The sequence below is a fragment of the Priestia sp. VA7 genome (assembly GCF_055710015.1).
In genome coordinates, this window is record NZ_JBVQPN010000004.1 from 21,643 (window position 1) to 42,911 (window position 21,269).

The window sequence follows — 21,269 nt, forward strand, 5'->3', positions numbered from 1 at the left end:
TCGTCACAGTCATTTATAAATAAAAACCTAGTTAATCAAAGACTTTAAAATGCAGAGAAATGCTCGCTGACAAAATTAACTTTTGTTTTTCATATAACTCCTGATTCAACGCAAACTTCGGCATTATAGAAACCTTTATTTTCCTGTTATCAATTTATTTTTCAAACTGAAGCCAGAGCTCTTATATCTTCAACAATTTAAAGATATGAACCATTTTGAGAGAGAACTAGAAGGATATATACACTATTACAATAACACTCGAATTAAGAGAGGATTGAAAGGCATGAGTCCAGTCGAATACCGTACTCATGCCAACTACGTTTGGACTTGTCAATATTTATTGGACACTAAGTTAAGATACTATGATGAATAGGCTTTTTCGTAGTCAATAGGGGAAAGATAATGCAGAGAAGAATGCATTCTTTTGGTATTGTAATAGAGCTCTATATATTTAAATACTTCTTTTCGAGCTTGTTCTGGTGTTGTAAATTTGGCACCATGAATGAGCTCTCTTTTTATGGTCTTATAAAAAGATTCCATTAATGCATTATCGTAGGGGTTTCCTTTTCTGCTGACACTTGAAACAGCACCATACTTTTTCAGTATGGCTTGAAAATTACTACCCGTATATTGGGATCCCTGGTCTGTATGGATAATTAATCCTGTTGGAGGATGTTCTTTGTTATATCCTTGTAAAAAAGCGTCTATCACAAGAGAATCTTTCATCCGTGTACTCATAGACCAGCCACTCACTTTTCTCGAGTACATATCCACAAATACCGCAAGGTATAAAGTACCCTTTTGAGTAGGGATATAGGTAATGTCACCGACCCATATTTTATTTCGTCCGTCTGTGTGAAAAACTTGATTTAGGAGGTTGGGTCTTTCTATAGAAGGTGATTTTTTATTATAACGTTTATAGCGATACCTGCTTCCTTTCGCATATAGGTTCATTTGACGCATCAGTTTTCCTACTCTTTTTCTGTTTACCTTGATTCCCTTCTTCTCAAGAACCTTTGTAACTCTTAAAGATCCGTATCGACCCTTATGTTCCTTAAATATCTCCTGTATTTCTGCACGTAACACTTCATTTTCTAAAGCTCTTTTAGAAGGTTTTCTCTGTAAATATTCATAGTAACCTGATCGTGAGATGTTTAACGTTTTACAAGCCTTCTTGATGTTATAGTTGTGTTTATTTTCTTTTAAGAATTGAAACCTTACACATTCTTTTTCTTCAAGAAGACCCGGAACTTTTTTAGTAGATCAAGCTCTTTTCTAAGTTCTTCATTCTCACGTTTAAGCTTTTTCATTTCATACTGAGAATTATAAAGTGCGCTCCCACAGCCTGGAAACGCACTTTCCCCATATTCTTCGTATTCACTTACCCAACGATATAGCGTATTAGGATGAATAGATAATTCTTTCGCAACCTCTTTTACAAATAGGTTCTCTTCCAGTACCAACTGAACTGCAGCCATTTTAAATTGACGATCATAAACTTTTCTACCCATAAACCGAATCACCTTTTTCTCTTAATTTAGTGTCCAGTTTATCGTACCATCTCCAAGTTGCTTAAATATAAATTGTCTAACTTTTTGGGTTCAGTTCATTTCTAAGGGTTCTCTTTTTGCGTGTGTTCCGGAAGAGTGTTTATGTTAACTAAATGCCTGTAAGGTATACAGTTATAAAACAGAAAAAACTCCCATCGGTGAAGAGGCAGTTCTTCTATTCTTGTTTAATGGTTGTTTTTTATTAAATATAACGATGCTTTTTTGATAAAACGAGAGTAGAGATACCAATCAATACCACACCCATGATGGCTGGAGTAGTGTGGCTAACTACTGAATACAACTGACCGCCAATAATTGGTCCAATTAACCGAGCTAGAGATTGAATGCTCTGAGCTCCCCCTAGTATATGCCCTTGCTCACTGTCACTAAGGGATTTTGAAAGCATACCATTAAATGATGGCCCAAAGACCGAATCACCCAGGCCGAAGAAAATCATCCCAACAATAAAGACGAAATAAAAAGCTGTAAGGGCTGAAATTGAAATAAGGATAAAACCAATAATTTGACTTATCATGCCTAAAAGAGCAATTTTTTTATCTGTCAAAAATTTGAGTAATCGCGGCATAATGATTGTTTGTGAAAAGATATCAAGTACGCCTATTATAGAAAATGTCAGACCAATAAATATAGGCTGCCATGCAAAGGCATCTATTGAAAACTGAGAGAAGATAGCTTGTAATGATCCGTTAGGAATCCAAACTAGGAACCCAGCAATGAACAGCCATTTAACAGATTTAAAGGAAAAAACCTTGGATAATTGTATAAATGGATTAAGCTCTCTAACAGAAATACTGGAAGAGCGTCTGGACTTCTCAAGACTCTCAGGCATAAAAAAATAGCCATATATGGCATTAAGCAATGTGACAACCGTACCAGCATACATAGGAACACTGTTTCCGAAAGTCGCAAGTTCACCTCCAATTATAGGGCCAAGAGCAGTGCCAACCCCAACAACAGCACTAATCCAACCAAAGTACTTAGTGCGTTCATTTGAAGAGGTAATATCTGCAAAGTAAGCAAAAATCGCTGAAATTTCGCCACCTGTCAAACCTTCAATGGTACGGCCAAGGAAGAGAATCCAAAGTGCACCTCCAAGTCCAAAGATAAAATAACCAAAGGCAGAGCCGATAAGACTAATAATTAATACTGGACGACGACCATACCTATCGCTTAACGCACCTAAAACTGGTGCAGCCAAAAAGACAGAAAGAGCGTATATAGACGTAAGTAATGTTACTGCAGTAGCCTGACCGCTGGGACTACTAGTATAAGTCTTTACCAAAAAAGGTAAAACGGGGCTAACTATAGTCAATCCAAGACCAGTTAAGAAGACAGTGATAAGCCCAAACGTTAGGGCATGTTTATTTATTGAAGTATCCATGATAATTCTCCTTTGAAGTTATTGTTTCTCAAGAAACAAACATAAGTTTACCGCTTTATTGTTTCCTCGTCAACAATAAAGCAACATAAAAAAATACCACTTACTCAGTGATATTTTTCAGATGATGTCTATATCGACCAATGAAACGAAAAATGGTGTCAAATTCTTCATCGGTCATGTGCTTAAATACTTCTTTATCACGTTCAAGAAAAGATTGGTGTAATTTTTGATGGATATCATTTATTTTTTGTCCATTGGTTGTTAGTCGAAAATATATTTCCTTTTTATTTGCGACACTTTGATAACTCTCTATAATATTTTTAGCTATCAGCTTCTTGGTAAGCTTGCTTATAGCACCTCGAGTCATGTAGCTTGCAGCTGCAAGTTTTGTTACATTTGCATTTGGGATTAGAGAGATATTTTCAATTAATTCTATTTCACTCAACGTATAGTCCTTTAAGGCCAATTCTACTTCAGGTTTATTACGCCAAATTATTTCATTACACAAATCCATAAGTTCACTCATTAACTGCTGTCGTTTATCCATAATAACTCCTCCCTAATTTGTATACAGTATAACGAGTTTTTGTTTCTTTCGCAACAAAACGACCAAATCACTTTAATGTTTATTAAGAATACGTAATAAACGTTATTATTAATGAGAAGTAAATGATCAAACTCTTTTATTAAAACTAAATTTTTATCATTTACTTAAAGTAACAGCAAATATATTGTTTTTCTGATTGTTATATACAAATCTTATAGTTTTATAAAAAATGATGTAAATCTAAAATATATAATAATTTTGATATAAAAATAATTTAATCTTATTAAGAAAAGTAAAATTTAACATATTGCATTGAAAATAGTGCTAAATTTTACACATCCTGGAGAAAAAGAACTAATTTGTCGTCACTAAGTATAAATATTAAAACATAAATAATATAAAAAACACTTTAGCATTTACCTAAATAACAACAGAACTTAAATAAAGTTATATTCTAAGATAATGTTTAATCATAACATTCATTTTTAAAAATATATGTATATGAATCTCCAAATCTGGCCAGACTAATAACTTATTCCCCCTATTCCGATAAATTTAAAAAACCCTTTACCTATATAGGCAAAGGGTTCTTTGTTCGAGCCTCTTATATTTCTTACCCCACCCAACCGAATACTGTAGACAGCAAAAGCTATCTTAGTGGCTTTTCATTTTTTAGTAAAGAGCCTTCTTTGGATGCCATTGAAATATCGCATTTATATATGAACATCCAAACCCATATCAGTGGCAGTAAGCTAGCTCTTAGTTTTGCTCAAACATCTCAAAGAGAAAAGATTCAAAATTGGATGTTAAGGGAGACTGAAATCTCGGAAAAACATGCGCAGATATTTGGAAAAGCACTTTTAGAAAATCATATTCGGCTACCGGTTCCCCATGATATTGCGATTAGTGACTTAACGACATCTATCTTCTCGGATCGACTAGTGATGTTTCAAATGAATTTTTTGAGCGCAGCAGGAACAGGTAACTACGCAACCGCAGCAGCTACAAGTTAACGAAGTGATCTCGTTGTCAATCATGAAAGGCGATCAATTGAGATCGGTCGATATGCGAAAGATGGAGCTGATATTATGATCCATCATAAATGGCTTAAACAACCACCTCGAACACAAGACAAAGAACAACTCGCTAAGAAAAAGGATAATCTCCAACCCCAATTATTAGTTCTTATCTAACAATTGGGGTGTAGTTCATTTTTTAATAGCTTTTTGTCTTTTTAATATATACCTTATACAGATTTAGCTCCACTTGTATACAAATTCCATTATTATACATAATAATAAAAAATCACTTTCTCAAAAGGGGCTTTCGATAGTGAATAGAGAACAAGTCATTGAAATTTATCAAGATGTTCTAGACAAGAGAAGAAAAAGATTTCCTAATTATTTCTTTGCAGGTAATGAAGGAAAAAAATACATGCGTTATATGACATGCTATTTACTTGAGCAACACTTATCAATTCCGATCGATGAAATTCCTTTTCAAGTAGGCGCCAATACATTGTGGTCTCATCGTCTCAGACCCCCTGCTATGCTATATGGATGGAATTATTATGAAGTCATTGATAATGCCTATCCAGGAAAATTTAAACCTTGGCAATTCCAACAAACTCCTGATAAATATTGGGAGGGAGAAGAAGGAAAGAGAAGAGCTATTGAGGCAGTAAGATATGTAATAGAGGAAAAAATGAAGATCCCTATGGAAGAAATACCCTTTCAAGTTAATTTTAATTTTTTTAGACAACATGGTTTAGGTGGCGCCTTTACGCTTTTAGGTTATTCCCCTTTTCAAATAGTTGAAGCTATTTATCCTAGCGTCTTTAGGCCTTGGCAATTTGCTCATGTTCCCATGAATTGTTGGAAAAATGAAGAATATATTCGAGAGGCAATGGATGATTTCTTATTCAAACAGCTTCATTTCTCTTCTTATCACGAGGCTTTTCTCCAATTAAAGAGAAGTCATTTTACCGATTTTCAGTTAACCGGTCTCTTTCAAATGGTCTTTGATTCCAGAATGAATAATGTAAGGAAATGGATAAATGAACAACTAAATAACACAGATGATGAATTATTTTATATGAATCTTGATTAACGAAAGAACTGATTGAAACGGGTAGCCTGAACTAAATTACCATTATGTCCATTTCCTATTTTTAAAAATGATAATGGGTGAGTATATGGTTACTTGCTTTGATTTTTCTTCTTCATAAAAAGATATAAAGATTCAGCAAAAAAAAGAAAAAGAAGAAAAAAGAGTACAAATAATTCAGCGACTTCCATTACCCTAAATGGACTCACAGCGTTGTACAACGCCTGAGAAACATCAAATCCTTGAACCATATCAATACCTAAAGAAAAGCCCATTAAACATCCCAACATTAAAAGGCTAATACCTATGATTTTCATATCTATCACGCTCCATATAATAGGTTCTTCCCTTTCTTCTATGATGATACATAAATATTTATTGTTAATTTTTACATAAAAAACTCTTATATGGTTAAAGTAATAAAAACTGAAAGAAGGGTGCTTAAATCTATGCCTTCGTTTTTTAAAGATCGCAAACCAAAAAAGAAATGGCCACAGGGTGACGAGAATCAACCTACTGATCATCAAATAGAACGGATACAGATTTCGTTATCAGGCAACCTTAACATAATTAAGCAGAAAACGGGAAATAGTTCAGATGTTGTTATTCGTGAGATAAAAATGGGGGGGGATTCTGACATTAAAACGGCGATTGTCTATGTAGAAGGAATTGTAGACAATCAGTCAATTCAAGAGTATCTACTGCAATCTATGATGAAGGATGATCATAAAGAAGTAATAAATCAGCAAAATGCGATAGACCTGCTTTCTAAAGATATAATGACAATTGGAAACATATCTTTCATCACTAACTTGGATGATTTATTTGCATCTTTAATGGCAGGAGATACTCTTATTTTAGTGGATGGAGTAGATCAGGCACTGAGTGCTAGTACCCAAGGTGGAGAGAAGCGTTCCATTGCGGAATCTACTACCCAAATGGTAGTACGAGGACCAAAAGGAGCATTTACAGAGTCTCTTGGGACCAACACAGCTATGGTACGCCGCATCATTAAGACCCCAGATTTATGGATGGAGTCTTTAAAAGTTGGACGTGTAACAAAGACGGATGTGACGCTTATGTACATACATGGCATTGCCAATGATAAAGTCGTCAAAGAAATTCGTCAGCGATTACATCGAATTGATATCGACAGCATTTTAGAATCAGGATATATTGAACAACTAATAGAGGATCAAACATTGACTCCTTTTCCAACTATGTACAACACGGAAAGACCTGACGTTGTAGCAGGGAACCTGTTAGAAGGGCGAATTGCTATATTTGTGGATGGAACCCCCTTTGTGCTGATTGCGCCTGCTGTGTTCATGCAATTCTTCCAATCGGCTGAAGATTATTATGCTCGTTTTGACATTGCAACCTCAATTCGTCTTTTGCGTATTTTTATGTTTATGATTTCGTTAATCGCGCCAGCTACCTATGTCGCCGTTACAACCTTCCATCAAGAAATGGTTCCGACCATGCTCATTGTAGCTATTGCGGCACAGAGGGAATCCGTTCCTTTTCCCGCGTTTGTGGAAGCCGTGCTTATGGAAATAACCTTCGAAATCTTACGCGAAGCAGGGATACGCTTACCTAAAGCTATTGGTTCGGCAGTATCCATTGTCGGGGCCCTTGTAATTGGTCAAGCAGCCGTTCAAGCAAGTATTGTTTCACCAGCAATGGTTATTATTGTATCAATCACAGCCATTGCTAGTTTTGCCACCCCATCTTTTGATATGGCGATTTCGGCCCGTTTAATTCGTTTTTTGTTTATGATTGGTGCAGCAACATTTGGTTTCTATGGCATCATTTTGTGCCTTTTAATGATGGTTGTCCATCTATGCGGCTTACGATCATTTGGAGTACCCTATATGGCTCCATTTGCTCCCTTCATCCCCGTAAACAATGGAGATACCGTTGTGAGATTACCATGGTGGACACTGAGACAAAGACCGAGATTAATTACTGCTAATACGATTCGAGAAGGGACAAATCAACACCCACACCCTCCTGCATCTCGAGGTATGGTGAATCGCGATTTTGAAGAGGATAACAACAATGAAGCGTAAAGGGGTTTTTCTTTTATTAATGATAGCAATGACGCTCTTGCTTACAAGTTGCTGGAGTAAAAAAGAATTAACGGACCTTGCTATTGTATCAGCCATGGGTATCGACAAAACGAAAGATGGAAGATTTCACTTAACACTTCAAATTATTAATCCAGGAAACGTGGCAGGAGGTATGCAAGGAGGAGGAGGCAGTCAAAGTCCTCCTATTACCATCTATTCGGCTTCAGGGGATAATATAGTAGAAGCAAGCAGACGGGCTTCAGGCAGAATCTCTCGACGATTGTATTATGCTCATACAAACTTAGTCGTAGTTGGGGAAAGACTGGCCAGAAAAGAAGGGCTTAATACGTTAATCGATGCTTTAGATCGGGATCCGGAATTTCGAAATACTTCCACTCTTGTGATTGCGAAAAACTCGACGGCAGCTGACCTTGTCAAAACATTAACGCCAGTTGATAAAATTCCAGCGAATAAAGTGCTAAAAACCTTAGAATTTACGGAAAGAAAATGGGGAGAGAATGTAAAAACATCACTCCAAGAAGTGATGAAGAGCATTGAGTCCCCTGGAAGAGGAACTGTCGTATCAGGATTTCGTCTAGTTGGTAATGCCCAGCAAGCACAAAAGCTAGATAACCTTCAGGAAAGTGCACCCGCGGCAACGCTTCGTGCTTCCGGAATTGCTGTCTTAAAACAGGGGAAGCTAGTGGACTGGCTGTATGGAAAACCAGCAAGAGGGACGGTATGGATTCTCGATAAAATTCAAGGAACGGATATCAATATTGATTGGGCAGGAAAGAAAGAGGCTATTGCTTATCAAAGTATACGACAAAAAACAAGTGTATCTGCGCAAGTGAAGAATGGGAAACCTCATATTTCTATTCATACACGTGTTGAAGGAGATATCGGCGACATGGAGGTACCTGTTGATATTACCAATCCGAAGGTTATTACAAAAATCGAACAATCTGTGAGGAAAGAAATTAAAAAAGAGCTAAGGGTAGCTATTGAACGTGCACAAAAAAACAAAACGGATATTTTGGGATTTGGCGAAGTAGTTCACCGTACTAGACCGAATCAATTTAAAAAATTAAAAACAGAATGGAATGATGTCTACTTTCCAAAGTTAGATGTAGATATCGCAGTAGAAGCCTATGTACGTCGAGCTGGCTTACGAAATAAATCGTTTCTTTCAGGAGTAAAGGAGAATCAAAAGTAAGGAAAAGGAGGTGCCAGTTAAATGGAGAAAGCAAAAATTAGTGCCAGTCAGCTCTTTATTTTAATGGTCCTGTTTGAGCTGGGGAGTGCTTTACTGGTACCTCTCGCCATCAGGGCTAAACAGGATGCATGGCTTGGAATTCTGCTGGGTATGTTAGGAAGTTTTGTTTTATTTTTAGTTTATCATAAACTTTATACCTATTATCCTAACCTCTTACCCACAGAATATATGCAAAAGATCTTAGGGAAAGTGATGGGTACTGTACTTGCCTTTGTTTACATTCTTTACTTTATGTACGATGCCTCAAGGGTTCTACGGGATTTTGGTGAAATGTTGTTAACTTTTGCCTATCCTGACACACCTTTATTCATTGCCAATGCATTATTAATGCTTGTCATTATTTATACAATCAGAAAAGGAATTGAGGTCATAGCTCGATCCGGAGAACTGCTTTTTATTTTTATGTATGTCCTTGCAGTTGCTGGCTTTATCTTAATTATATCTTCTGGATTAATCGAGATTAAAAATTTACAACCTGTTTTGGAAGAAGGGTTATTACCATCGGTAAAGGTTGCATTGTCTGAAACGTTATATTTTCCGTTTACTGAAGCTATTGTGTTTACAATGATTTTGCCGTACTTAAATGATTCTAAGAAAGCAAAGGTAACTATGCTTTGTGCAACAGGATTAAGTGGCATCAATTTAACTATCACCATGCTTATTAATATTAGTGTACTAGGAGTTGATTTGACTGCACGTTCACAGTTTCCTCTTCTTAGTACGGTACAAAGCATTCAGGTAGCTGATTTTTTAGAACGGCTTGATGTATTTTTTATGCTTGCTATGGTGATTGGGATTTTTTTTAAGGTTACCATATTATTTTATGCAGCCACCATAGGAACAGCTAACTTATTCAAAATTACATCACCTTCAATGTTAGCGTATCCTTTAGGTATTGTTGTTCTATTTTTATCTGTCACAATCGCGAGTAATTTCCAAGAACATCTCCATGAAGGATTATATATAGCCAAGTTTATTCTGCATATTCCTCTATTCACCATAATTCCTCCTATCCTTCTTTTTATAGCTTTCTTACAAAAAAGGAAGGATCATGGAGGCAAACATGTTTGACTAGACAGTTTTCATATAGAATATTGTCTTTATAGTGACATTTGCTAATAAAGCAATTACCTATAGAAAGATTTTTTCTACACTCGAGTTACCTTTAAAGCAAATATCATATCTACTACATAACGTTCAGAAGATCATAAGTGATGGAAAGGTTAAATAAAAATTTAAAAAAGTAGAAGGATGCTTTTTTAAACCAAAAAGGAGGTCTTAATTGAATGGAAAAAGCAAAGATTAGTTCTAGTCAGCTCTTTATCTTAATGGTTCTGTTTGAGTTGGGGAGTGCTTTACTGGTACCTCTTGCGATAGATGCAAAACAAGACGCTTGGCTTGCAATTCTACTTGGAATGGTATTCAGTTTCATTCTCTTACTAGTCTACCACAAGCTTTATACCTATTATCCTGACTTTTTGCCAACAGAATACATGCAAAAAATCTTAGGGAAAGTCCTAGGAACCGTACTGGCTTTTGTTTACATTCTTTACTTTATGTATGACGCCTCAAGGGTTCTACGTGATTTTGGTGAAGTGCTGTTAACTTTTGCCTATCCTGACACACCTTTATTCATTGCCAATGCATTATTAATGCTTGTTATTATTTACACCATTAGAAAAGGAATTGAGGTCATAGCTCGATCCGGAGAACTACTTTTTATTTTCATGTATGTCCTTGCGGTTGCTGGATTTATCTTAATTGTATCTTCAGGATTAATTGATATAAAAAATTTACAACCGGTTTTAGATGAAGGTGTGTTCCCTGTCTTAAAAGTGGTATTTACTCAAACGTTGTATTTCCCATTTACAGAAGTTATTGTACTTACCATGATTTTGCCGTATTTAAATAATCCTAAGAAGGCAAAGGTGACCATGCTATGCGCAAGTGGATTAAGTGGAATCAATTTAATTATTACAATGCTCATTAATGTTTGTGTACTGGGAGTTGATTTAACTGCCCGTTCACAATACCCACTTCTTAGCACAATTCAGAGCATACAAGTAGCCAATTTTTTAGAACGGCTTGATGTGTTTTTTATGCTTGCTTTAATTATCACCATCTTCTTTAAAATCTGCTTATTATTTTATGCAGCTGTCATAGGTACGGCCAATTTATTCAAGGTTAAATCACCTTCAAGGTTATCGTATCCTTTAGGGCTAATCATTCTCTTTTTGTCTATTACCATTGCGAGCAATGTTCAAGAACATAACCATGAAGGGCTGAAGGTAGCAATGCTTGTTATACATATTCCTCTCCTTGGAATTGTTCCTCCTTTTCTTCTTCTTGTAGCTTTCTTTAAAAATAGGAAGAAGTATTAGAAAAACACATTGAACTAGCTAATTTTTATATGGAACATTGTTATTTCCTTTGAAACTCCTATAAAATCCCTACCCGCGCAAAGATACTTTTAGTCTAGAATGAATTTTAAAACAAATTTTATTTCTACTACATAATGTTCAAAGAATTTCGAGTGATGAAAAGGTTAAAGAACAATTTAAAAGAAATAGGAGATCGCTTTAATAAAATCCAAAAGGAGACAGGTTAAATGGAAAAAGCCAAAATTAGTGCTAGTCAGCTCTTTATCCTAATGGTTCTGTTTGAGCTAGGTACTTCCTTACTGTTACCTGTCGCAATGGAAGCAAAACAGGACGCATGGTTGGCTATCTTACTTGGGATGCTTGGTAGCTTGGTTCTATTTGTAATTTATCATAAACTTTATTCGTATTATCCAGATCTTTTACCTACAGAATATATGCAAAAAATCTTAGGTAAAGCAATAGGAAGCGTACTGGCCTTTCTTTACATCTGTTATTTCATCTATGATATAGCAAGGGTTTTACGTGACATTGGAGAGATGTTGTTGACATTTGCCTATTCTGATACTCCTTTATTTATTGCTAATGCTTTACTAATTCTAGTTATTATTTATACGGTTCGAAAAGGGATTGAAATAGTAGCTCGATCAGGCGAGATATTTTTTATATTTATGTATGTACTTGCTGTCACAGGGTTTCTACTAATTGTGTGTTCAGGATTAATTGATTTTAAAAACTTACAACCAGTACTTGAAGAAGGGATTTTACCCGTTTTAAAAGTCGTTTTTATTCAAACCTTGTATTTTCCTTTTGGTGAAGCAATTGTGTTTACCATGATTTTACCTTATTTAAACAATCCTAAGAAGGCAAAAGCGACTATGTTATGTGCAACAGGATTAAGTGGGATTAATTTAGCTATCACCATGCTTATTAATATCAGTGTACTAGGAGTTGATTTGACTGCACGTTCACAGTTTCCTCTTCTTAGTACGGTGCAAAGCATTCAGGTAGCAGATTTTTTAGAACGGCTTGATGTGTTTTTTATGCTTGCTTTAGTCATTGGTGGCTTCTCTAAAATCAGTGTACTGTTCTATGCTTCTATGATAGGAACAGCCAACTTATTTAAAATTAAATCACCTTCATGGCTTTCTTACCCTATTGGGTTAATCGTGCTTTTTATGTCTCTGACGATTTCTAGCAATTTTCAAGAGCACCTTCATGAAGGAATAGGGGTAGAGATGTTTTTCTTGCAAATTCCCTTCCTCGCGGTTATTCCTATTCTGCTTTTCCTTGTTGCATTCTTGAAAAATAGAAGGAAGCAGAAAGCATGACAGGTTTGTTTGCTGACTCTTTGAATAATATAAATATTCCAGCCCCTTGAACCATTATAAGCTACTAGTACATATCAAAATGGATGTAAATTATGTGAGGTGATTTTTTTGTATACTTGGTTTTATGATCATTTTATCAACACAATTCTATTTCCTCTTACTTGTATAGTGATGGTAGCTATCATGTTAAGCGCATATGCGTACTTTAAATTAAAAAAATAAATAATTAATAGTCCCTAGGGCTTATTGATTTCAAATATGGATATTTCTCCTTTGAAACTTGATTATTTATACAAAATATAGTCATCACTTATATTAATGATTTTAAAAGAGATCGTAGCTATCAACAGGAGGTAATAGTCTAGTGGAAAAAGCAAAGATTAGTGGAAGTCAACTATTTACCTTAATGATATTGTTTGAATTCGGAAGTGCTTTTATTCTTCCTATTGCTATAGAAGCGAAGCAAGATGCTTGGCTTTCTATTATGTTTGGAATGTTAGGCGGTTTCCTTCTATTTTTAGTCTACTATCAACTCTACCGTTACTACCCTGACTTATTACTTGTCGAATTTACACAAAAGATCATGGGGAAGTGGATTGGTCGTTTTATTTCATTTCTTTATATTTTTTACTTTGCAAACATTGCTTCCAGAGTAATCCGAGATTTTGGAGACATGTTATTGACATTTGCCTATCCAGATACGCCTTTATTTATTGTAAATGCCTTACTGGTGCTTGTTGTTATCTATACCGTAAGCAAAGGAATCGAAGTTTTGGCAAGATCCAGTCAACTTCTGTTTATTCTGTTCTACCTATCTGCTATTTCTGGACTCATTCTTATTGTATGTGCTGGTATAATTGATTTTACAAATTTACAACCTGTATTAGAAGAAGGTATCTGGCTTCCTTTAAAATCTGCTCTGACTCAAAATATATACTTTCCATTTGGAGAAACGGTTGTATTTTTGATGATTTTACCGTATGTAAAAAACATGAGCAAAGGAATTGGATTAAGCGCTATTGGATTAACAGGTATCAATTTAATGATTACCATGATTATAAATGTCAGTGTATTGGGAGTAAGTCTTACTGCTCGCTCACAGTTTCCTCTTCTAAGTACAGTAGAAAGTATTCAGGTGGCTGATTTTTTAGAGCGTCTTGACGTGTTTTTCATGCTTACAGCAGTTATTGGGGGATTTTTTAAAATAAGTGTGTTTTTCTACGCTACTGTAATAGGTGCTGCAAGTTTATTTAAAATTAAATCTCCATCTAAGATATGCTTTCCCTTAGGGCTTGTTATTCTACTTTATTCTCTAAGCTTAGCAAATAATTATGAAGAACTTATACAAGAAGCGCTTAAAATACTACCATTTTCTTTAAATATACATTTTCAAGTCATACTTCCTCTTTTGCTCCTTATTGTAGCTTTCTTCAAAAATAGAGCAAAGCTTAAGAAATCTGATGTTACTCTACATCAACTTTAAGTTTAAAAAATAGAAAGTAAGAAATATAAAATACACTAAGGAACTATCGGCCTGATCTTTCCTTAAGAGAAAACAATCCAACTCCCACGGATCGTTTTTTCTCTTTTTAAGCTGTTATGATATACATCTTTAGTTACATAATGTGCCTTCTAGGCACTCTTAACAAAAAAATGAAGCTCACCTAACAAAATTGTAAGCCCGTCTTACATTATTGTTAGGTGAGCTTTATTAAATCTCGTATTATAATTAATTGTAGAAAATATTTACAATTAACTAAAGGGATGAAATATATTGAAGGTAAAAAAAGATAATCAACCTATTATTATGTTTGATGGTATATGTAACGTATGTAATCATTGGGTCCAATTTGTGATAAAAAGAGATCCTAAAGGCATATTTAAATTTTTGTCTCTTCAATCAGATTTAGCACGTTCGTTGATAATAAATCACAATCCGAATAATATGCAATTGAATTCCATTATCTTAATTGATAAAGGTCAAATATATACGGAATCTACAGCAATCTTACATATCATAAATAAGCTTACCGGACCTATAAGGTTTTTCATTCTCTTTTGGATAATACCTAAAAAAATCCGAGATAGAGCGTACCGTTTTATTGCAAAAAACCGATATCGATTCTTTGGAAAAAAAGAAAGTTGTCTCGTCCCTAGCAAAGAAATACAAAATAGGTTTATTAAAACGAAAATAGAAAGTGGGAAAATCAATGAATAGAAGTACATTTCTAAAAAAGCTCAGAATGACAATTATCACTACATTTAGATGGTCTTTAGCATTAACTTTCTTGATTTATGGCTTTGCCAAAATCTATCCAGGCCAGTTTTCTACTGGCGACTTTATATATGACTCGACAAAGGACTCAGCGATGCAATTGGCTTGGCACTTCTTTGGATACTCGGATACCTATAATCTTTTTATTGCTTTTGGAGAAATAACAGCAGCCTTATTATTAGTAATTCCAAAGACAGCAACTTTAGGAAACATTATTTATTTACCTATCACAGTAAATATTACTATTCTTGATTTTTGTTTTGAGATACCAGCTCGTTCTGTTACCATATTGTTAACCTTTATGAGTATAGCTTTACTTTTCTTTGAATATAAAAAATTAAAAAGAGTATTTTTTGACTCTCCAGTAACAGCTGAAACGTCTATCCAAACAGGCATTATGAAAAAGAAGGTGAACATACAATGATTGTGCTACCTATTATATTGATCAGTTTGGGAATTTCTTCTTTTTACTATTTTATTCTTAAAAAAGAAGCTTGAAATGAATACAATATACAGATCCGGTTAACATAATCAGCATTACAGGAAGGAAAAAAGCAAGTTCAGTTAATAATAACGAACTTGCTCTCTTCTATTTAGATATATCACCCCATACTAGAGTTATTATGTATAGTAATTTTATAATTTTTTACCACACCATGAAAAAAAGACATTTCAATAGTGGAGGAACCACCATCATGAACAATTAATCTATAGTCATTATGCTTGTCATCAAATAATATAAGATGATCAGGACACTCAAATGGCGTTTTATGAATGTATTCCCCAAAAGTTAAAAGAAGATTAGAATCGTCTAATCTCCTTCCATCTCTGTCATTTCTTCTTTAACGACTTTAAAATCATCTTCACTTATTCCTAAATGACCAAATCGAAACGAATAACCCCAATACTTCTTATTTTTAATGAAAGAGAGCTGTGGAATTAAAGGATGAATAGATGTTTCTGTACACTCCATAAAATCTATCTTTCTTCGAAAGGGTATAAAATCATTTCCCATATCAAATTGAAAGATATGATCATCAACCACACGTCCTAAAGCCGTAAATTTTTGATACGGAGTGCTTTCATTAAGCTGTACCTTTGGAGAATAATAAATGATCCAATCGCCCGTTCTCATCTTTTTTAAAGGAGCTTCCTTACCATGACAAAGTTGAGCAAAACCACCTTGAATGCCCTTCATTACATGGTCGCGAGAAGCCACTCCAATCCAATATCTTATATTCTTTTTCACGTAAATCAACACCCACAATGATTGGATAGAGGATTATCTGAAGTGACTGTTGAAACTGGAAAGTTCATTTCCTGCCATGCGGCAATTCCTCCCGTTAACTCTTTTACATCATACCCTTGTTCCAATAAAGATTTAGCAACTTTAGCAGCTGTATTGCACCAAACATCCCAACAATAAAGAATAATCTTTTTGTCCTTGGGTATCTCATCTAAACGATTGGCTAATTCTTGTTCGGGTATAACATGGGCATCCTTAATCGTTATACTTCTTACATGAGCAGGACCATTCCTAACATCAATTAAAAAGTATTGTTCTGGATTCATTTTCTTTGCTTTTATGTAATCCATGGGGCTTATAGTCGCTTGAAGACGTGCATTAAAATAATCAAGTGCGTTCATTTGGTATAACCTCCAATTTTTTATAGTGACTTCCAAATTCTAATCAAAAAATCTTTCAGCAATTGTCTTTCTTGTGGGTTTAAAGGGGTTAAAACTTCTGATTCCACATCGGTCAGGAATTCCCAACGTGAATTCAGTACTTCCTTGCCTTTTTCCGTAATTAAAAGACTATAAGATCTTCGATCATTAGGGTTCTTGGTTCTCTCCACAAATCTTAACATTTCCAAATGATCAATATGACTGACCATAGTCGTTCGATCAATTTGTAGGTTGTCGGATATGTCTTTTTGAGAAGAGTATGGGTTTTCCTCAATAAATAAAAGAACGCCATATTGTCTTGAATTGATATTAAAAGGGGCCAGTCCTTCAGCAAATTTTTGTTCCATTTGTTGAAGAGCCTTTCCAAGTAAAAAACCATAAGATTGATTCCATTTATTCACCTAAGTCCTTACCTCCTTATATTAATCAGTAAAATATATAATCAGTATAACTGACTATATTTTAAAAAACAAGTAAATACTTATAGTGATTTGCTATCATAGCAATAATGGACTTTTTTGAATAATTTTAACATAAGTTTGATTAGAGGAAATTAAAAATAGAAAACTGATTAATTAATAATAATTTGGAACTTTTTTTATTAGGAACGAGCATAACTTTATCATACATAAATTACCTTTTTCCTCTATAGAAAGTAAAAAGGACGTCCGTAAAAGTATACGTTTATAGTTAACATAAAACACATTAAAGCAAATATTAGAGAAAAGCTAACTTGTATGAAAGCTTAAAAGGAGAGGAAGCTAAGAAAAATTAGTTTTTATACGGAGGAACGGAAAATTACAAAAAAAGAATAAATTAACATCTCCTGAAATGGCAAATTTATGGGCGCACTATATCCGTGAAACATTGTCTATATGTGTTAATAGATATATGCTTCAAGCTGTATATCATATACAGGTTTAGTTAACATAATCACTCTTATTATGGGAAGCTAGAGAAGTGAAAAAACATACTCGTTTCAATATATTGGATCAATGACAAGTAACTTCAATCAGATTGTATATACTCATAAAAGGCATAAAAATAGCAGTTTTCTGCAAATGATATAGTGACAACCTAAAATATCAAGTGGAGGAAACTGCTCATGACTGAACATAACACAAAGCTTACGTCAGCTGAAATAGCCTGCACATGGACTGGCTATATGAATGATAGTATGTCCAAATGTATACTTGGTTATTTCTTAAAACATATCGAAGATAAAGAAATTAAATTAATTGTTCAAATGGCTTATGACCTTTCAGCTGTTCATGTAGAAAAACTTCGTGCTTTATTTCAAAGGGAAGGAATTCCTCTTCCTATAGGATTTACAAATGAACATGATGTGAATAAGGATACAGGTCGTTTGTACACCGATACCTTCATTCTTACTTACGTTAATCACATGGCAAAAGTAGGGATGCTAGCATTTAGTGGGTTTCTATCCATGAGTGCTCGAAAAGATATACGATTATATTTTAAAGAGGGGCTTCAAGAGGCCTCCAATTTATATGATGAAAGTTCGGATATTGCTCTTTCGAAAGGGCTATTTGTTCGAGCACCTTATATTGCTTATCCTACTCAACCAGATACTGTAGACAGCAAAAGCTATCTTAGTGGCTTTTCATTTTTTAGTAAAGAGCGCCCTTTGAATGCCATCGAAATATCGCATTTATATATGAACATCCAAACCAATATCATCGGCAGTAAGCTAGCTCTTAGCTTTGCCCAAACATCTCAACGCGAAAAAATTCAAAAATGGATGTTAAGAGGGGCTGAAATCTCGGAAAAGCATGTGCAGATTTTTGGCAAAGCACTGTTAGAAAATCATATTCAGCCACCGGTTCCACACGATATTGCGATTAGTGACTTAACGACACCTGTCTTCTCTGATCGACTAGCGATGTTTCAGATGAGTTTTTTGAGCGCAGCAGGAACAGGTAACTATGCAACTGCAGCAGCTGCAAGTCAACGAAGTGACCTCGTTATCAATTATGAAAGGCTATCACTTGAGATTGGTCAATATGCGAAAGATGGAGCTGATATCATGATCCATCATAAATGGCTTGAACAACCACCTGGAACACAAGACAAAGAACAACTCGCTACAAAAAAAGAATAATCTTATATATTTAGAACAAACTATTGAGAAGCTCATTAGCTTTCTACCCAAAAGTTTCACGAGAGAAAGAACTACTGATACCTGATGAGTCAGTAGTTCTTTCTTGTTTTAGATTGTATGTAGTATTCATTCATAGCTACTAAAATAATGATTAGAAGAAGTAAAAAGCCTTTAAAACTAATTGTTTTAAAGGCTTTTTATACTTTTGATATTGAATATTACACAAAAAGATCTCCCACAAACATAATACATCCGTTAACTATAATTAATGCTACGCTAAGTACAACAGTCAAGACACTTCTCAAAGCTGATGTCCAATTATGTATTCCATAGAAGCCCACTATGCTCATCAAAAATATAACAACTGTTCCATAAAAATCTAAACTTAATAATAGGGGATGTTGAAGGGTTACAAAAAATAAAGCAGTACATAACAATGAGAAGATAAATGACCAAAGGTTTATGACTCTTACCATCTAAACCAATCTCCTTTATCTATAAAACTCACCATATTATCTCATATCCTGAACTGATAACTCTAGTTACCATAACAAGTATTATAAGAATCCATAAAAAAGAGAAGATCCTATTCTTAATCTTCTCTTTTTCTATATTTCAATTGTTCCTCTTTATAAATAAAATTCATTATTAAACAAAATACTGCTACAAGCCAACCAATAATAGGAGAATAAATAAAAACATTTGTTAAGAACAATCCTCCACAAATGGAGATCACCGAAAACATTAATAAAAAAACGTTAGTACCTTCATTTTCATTCATATAAAACACCTCTCTAATTAATCAACTAAGTGAAAAAATAAAAACTTTGAAAGAATTCCATAATATTTCCTAAGCAAAAAAGGACATTTCTTTTATGCCCTGTTCCCTCGTATCAGCCCCACCTACGCTAAATACTATGACAGCCACTCATGCCATCCAACCTACACTCAGTATAAATGAAAGCGTTTACAAAGTAAAGTAATTAATAAAATATTCTGTCTATTTTTTACTGTATTTAACTTGTCTATTACAAATAATACTAAATATGATGAGCAAATTAAATAAGATGTCGCCAAACATTGACACATACAACTAAATTCTTTAACAGAAAAAGCTTACCTCTTTTGACTGGGAAGAGGTAGGTTTTTTCTATTTTTTTAAATATGCTCTCAAATAGATATATTTAATGTCTGGAGATTAACTCACTCATTAACCTGTTTAAAGCAATGTGTACGATATCATGCTCTGTATACTCTTGTGAAAAAGGTAGATGTCTTCTTTCTTTTTTTCTTAACAATTTTCTAATCTCATCACACAAGTGAACTTGAGAATCTAAAAGTTTTATTTCATTTATATCTTTCGTTTGTTTAGAGATAAAATCAGCCCCTTTATAATTCTTTAAAGAACTATTCTATTCTAAAAGTGAAAATCCTTTTGCTCTTATATCTGGTTACCATAATGTAGTTCTAATGTAGGAATAAAGATAACAATTTCAATAGAAAGGTATTTTTTTCTATATTAGTATGTTAGTGTGGGGGAAAGAACAAATAAATTATTTGGTCTCTTTGTACCTGAAGTTTCCTCATAATAGGAAGAGGTACATCTATTTATGAGTATAACCGAAATTAAAAAAATGCTTAGTACGCTAATTCAATATGAAGATAGCACGATTACCCATGTTATACCTGGATTAATTGAATTAGTTTATTCTAAAGGATCTCAAAGCTTTCAATTAACTACACTTGTTGATGGAAATGTCTCACCGTATGGCGATATCGATAGTGCTTCAGAAGCTTTATATACAACCTTAAATCCCATAAAAGAAGAAGGCCTTTAATAAGGTCTTCTTCTTTTATGGGATTTACAAACTTAATTAACATAATGGGATGCATCAAAAATGTTTTGAAGAACATAAAATGCCTTACATTAATTTCTCGGAGGTAATATTCTTTCAATAAGCCATTTACCTATTAATGCTACTAAGAAAAAACCAATAAGAGAAAGCCAATGATGAAAGTTGTATTTTTGCCCAGGCAAAAAAGGTTTCAATTACATAAGCAAATAAAAAGGAAATAATTATACTATATACAGTTTATCTTCTCCACGTTTTTCCATAATGGTAAGCTAAACTAAATACGACTGGAATAATAGTTAAATCTGCAGGAAATAAAGGAGGCACCATAAAAAATAATTTTATAGGGTATCCCCATAATAGAATATCTGCACCAATTACATCTAATATACTTGAAACAATACCTATAAACATGGCAAATGCAAATACATGTAGACGGTCTTTTTTCTTAACAAGATAGCCCTATATAATCCAAGGTAAAATAGTAGCTACCAGTAGAATCCACCATTGCCATGTAAATAAATTGTTATGAAGCCAGTGTTCGTATCCAGCTGCCTTTAGTTCATAACGGATTTGCTGTACGTCATTATAAGAAGGGTGTGCCCCAAAAAATGTTCTCTCCTCTCTGTATACATGTGAAAAATATCCCTACTTTTATCTTTCCAAAGTCT

Annotated in this window: 22 protein-coding genes and 2 pseudogenes; 14 read left to right on the forward strand and 10 right to left on the reverse strand. The window is 34.2% G+C overall.

What is annotated here, in order from left to right; all coding sequences use genetic code 11:
* The first annotated feature begins 166 nt into the window (after positions 1–166).
* Positions 167–373, forward strand: coding sequence for an IS3 family transposase (locus tag AC0C45_RS17940; RefSeq protein ID WP_414058615.1), 207 nt, complete (start codon positions 167–169; stop codon positions 371–373).
* Here AC0C45_RS17940 and AC0C45_RS17945 read toward each other — a convergent pair.
* The 3 genes from AC0C45_RS17945 to AC0C45_RS17955 all read right to left on the reverse strand — a co-directional run bounded on the left by AC0C45_RS17945 (position 361) and on the right by AC0C45_RS17955 (position 3,499).
* Positions 361–1,511 (reverse strand): IS3 family transposase gene (locus AC0C45_RS17945; RefSeq protein WP_472928446.1). Its coding sequence is split into 2 segments (ribosomal slippage): positions 361–1,259 and positions 1,259–1,511, totalling 1,152 coding nucleotides; the frame shifts between segments, so codons are not numbered across the junction. The two genes, AC0C45_RS17940 and AC0C45_RS17945, sit on opposite strands and share 13 nt — an antisense overlap.
* A gap of 241 nt (positions 1,512–1,752) precedes the next feature.
* On the reverse strand, positions 1,753–2,952 hold the full coding sequence (locus tag AC0C45_RS17950; RefSeq protein ID WP_472928448.1) for an MFS transporter: 1,200 nt from the start codon (positions 2,950–2,952) through the stop codon (positions 1,753–1,755).
* Between the two features lie 100 nt (positions 2,953–3,052).
* Positions 3,053–3,499, reverse strand: a complete 447-nt coding sequence (locus AC0C45_RS17955) for a MarR family transcriptional regulator (protein WP_013082649.1) — start codon at positions 3,497–3,499, stop codon at positions 3,053–3,055.
* Positions 3,500–4,107: 608 nt separating this feature from the next.
* Between AC0C45_RS17955 and AC0C45_RS17960 the strand changes: the two are divergent.
* Positions 4,108–4,692 (forward strand): annotated as a pseudogene (locus AC0C45_RS17960) (DUF3231 family protein).
* 139 nt (positions 4,693–4,831) lie between these two features.
* Positions 4,832–5,608, forward strand: a complete 777-nt coding sequence (locus AC0C45_RS17965; protein WP_237893837.1) for a DUF4046 domain-containing protein — start codon at positions 4,832–4,834, stop codon at positions 5,606–5,608.
* Positions 5,609–5,697: 89 nt separating this feature from the next.
* On the opposite strand, the gene AC0C45_RS17970 is transcribed toward AC0C45_RS17965, so the two are convergent.
* Positions 5,698–5,922, reverse strand: a complete 225-nt coding sequence (locus tag AC0C45_RS17970) for a YczF family membrane protein (protein WP_016763705.1) — start codon at positions 5,920–5,922, stop codon at positions 5,698–5,700.
* A 132-nt stretch (positions 5,923–6,054) separates the two neighbouring features.
* On the opposite strand from AC0C45_RS17970, the gene AC0C45_RS17975 reads away from it, so the two are divergent.
* The 8 genes from AC0C45_RS17975 to AC0C45_RS18010 all read left to right on the forward strand — a co-directional run bounded on the left by AC0C45_RS17975 (position 6,055) and on the right by AC0C45_RS18010 (position 15,361).
* Complete coding sequence (locus AC0C45_RS17975) at positions 6,055–7,677, forward strand: spore germination protein (protein ID WP_237893838.1); 1,623 nt, start codon at positions 6,055–6,057, stop codon at positions 7,675–7,677.
* A complete protein-coding gene (locus AC0C45_RS17980; RefSeq protein ID WP_237893839.1) occupies positions 7,667–8,893 on the forward strand; it encodes a Ger(x)C family spore germination protein in 1,227 nt (408 codons plus the stop codon). Before AC0C45_RS17975 ends, AC0C45_RS17980 begins: the two co-directional genes overlap by 11 nt.
* 21 nt (positions 8,894–8,914) lie before the next feature.
* On the forward strand, positions 8,915–10,024 hold the full coding sequence (locus AC0C45_RS17985) for a GerAB/ArcD/ProY family transporter (RefSeq protein WP_237893840.1): 1,110 nt from the start codon (positions 8,915–8,917) through the stop codon (positions 10,022–10,024).
* A gap of 215 nt (positions 10,025–10,239) precedes the next feature.
* Positions 10,240–11,334: a GerAB/ArcD/ProY family transporter gene (locus AC0C45_RS17990; protein WP_016763709.1), complete on the forward strand. Its 1,095-nt coding sequence runs from the start codon at positions 10,240–10,242 to the stop codon at positions 11,332–11,334.
* Positions 11,335–11,561: 227 nt separating this feature from the next.
* Positions 11,562–12,662 carry a GerAB/ArcD/ProY family transporter gene (locus tag AC0C45_RS17995; protein ID WP_047934691.1) on the forward strand — a complete coding sequence of 367 codons (1,101 nt, stop codon included), beginning with the start codon at positions 11,562–11,564 and terminating at the stop codon, positions 12,660–12,662.
* 364 nt (positions 12,663–13,026) lie between these two features.
* Positions 13,027–14,145: a GerAB/ArcD/ProY family transporter gene (locus tag AC0C45_RS18000; protein WP_472928452.1), complete on the forward strand. Its 1,119-nt coding sequence runs from the start codon at positions 13,027–13,029 to the stop codon at positions 14,143–14,145.
* Between the two features lie 324 nt (positions 14,146–14,469).
* Complete coding sequence (locus tag AC0C45_RS18005) at positions 14,470–14,880, forward strand: thiol-disulfide oxidoreductase DCC family protein (RefSeq protein ID WP_047933650.1); 411 nt, start codon at positions 14,470–14,472, stop codon at positions 14,878–14,880.
* Entirely contained in the window at positions 14,873–15,361 is a 489-nt protein-coding gene (locus AC0C45_RS18010; protein WP_016763712.1) for a hypothetical protein, read from the forward strand. Before AC0C45_RS18005 ends, AC0C45_RS18010 begins: the two co-directional genes overlap by 8 nt.
* A gap of 178 nt (positions 15,362–15,539) precedes the next feature.
* Here AC0C45_RS18010 and AC0C45_RS18015 read toward each other — a convergent pair whose 3' ends face one another.
* Genes AC0C45_RS18015 through AC0C45_RS18030 form a run of 4 tightly spaced genes read right to left on the reverse strand, consistent with a single transcriptional unit; the run spans position 15,540 to position 17,024 of the window.
* Positions 15,540–15,713: a DUF6980 family protein gene (locus AC0C45_RS18015; RefSeq protein WP_414058616.1), complete on the reverse strand. Its 174-nt coding sequence runs from the start codon at positions 15,711–15,713 to the stop codon at positions 15,540–15,542.
* A gap of 35 nt (positions 15,714–15,748) precedes the next feature.
* Positions 15,749–16,186, reverse strand: coding sequence for an EVE domain-containing protein (locus AC0C45_RS18020; RefSeq protein ID WP_080967592.1), 438 nt, complete (start codon positions 16,184–16,186; stop codon positions 15,749–15,751).
* A gap of 5 nt (positions 16,187–16,191) precedes the next feature.
* A complete protein-coding gene (locus tag AC0C45_RS18025; protein WP_047933639.1) occupies positions 16,192–16,584 on the reverse strand; it encodes a rhodanese-like domain-containing protein in 393 nt (130 codons plus the stop codon).
* Between the two features lie 20 nt (positions 16,585–16,604).
* Entirely contained in the window at positions 16,605–17,024 is a 420-nt protein-coding gene (locus AC0C45_RS18030; RefSeq protein ID WP_047933638.1) for a MarR family winged helix-turn-helix transcriptional regulator, read from the reverse strand.
* 379 nt (positions 17,025–17,403) lie between these two features.
* Between AC0C45_RS18030 and AC0C45_RS18035 the strand changes: the two genes are divergently transcribed.
* The gene (locus AC0C45_RS18035) at positions 17,404–17,547 is read left to right on the forward strand and encodes a DUF3231 family protein (RefSeq protein WP_257064449.1); all 144 of its coding nucleotides are present in this window, start codon (positions 17,404–17,406) and stop codon (positions 17,545–17,547) included.
* A gap of 181 nt (positions 17,548–17,728) precedes the next feature.
* Positions 17,729–18,745 carry a DUF3231 family protein gene (locus AC0C45_RS18040; protein WP_047933636.1) on the forward strand — a complete coding sequence of 339 codons (1,017 nt, stop codon included), beginning with the start codon at positions 17,729–17,731 and terminating at the stop codon, positions 18,743–18,745.
* Between the two features lie 592 nt (positions 18,746–19,337).
* Here AC0C45_RS18040 and AC0C45_RS18045 read toward each other — a convergent pair.
* Entirely contained in the window at positions 19,338–19,526 is a 189-nt protein-coding gene (locus AC0C45_RS18045; RefSeq protein ID WP_047933632.1) for a hypothetical protein, read from the reverse strand.
* A gap of 829 nt (positions 19,527–20,355) precedes the next feature.
* Between AC0C45_RS18045 and AC0C45_RS18050 the strand changes: the two genes are divergently transcribed.
* A complete protein-coding gene (locus AC0C45_RS18050) occupies positions 20,356–20,583 on the forward strand; it encodes a hypothetical protein (protein ID WP_047933630.1) in 228 nt (75 codons plus the stop codon).
* 255 nt (positions 20,584–20,838) lie between these two features.
* On the opposite strand, the pseudogene AC0C45_RS18055 reads toward AC0C45_RS18050, so the two are convergent.
* Positions 20,839–21,030 (reverse strand): annotated as a pseudogene (locus AC0C45_RS18055) (CBO0543 family protein); the annotation flags it as partial.
* Positions 21,031–21,269 lie beyond the last annotated feature (239 nt).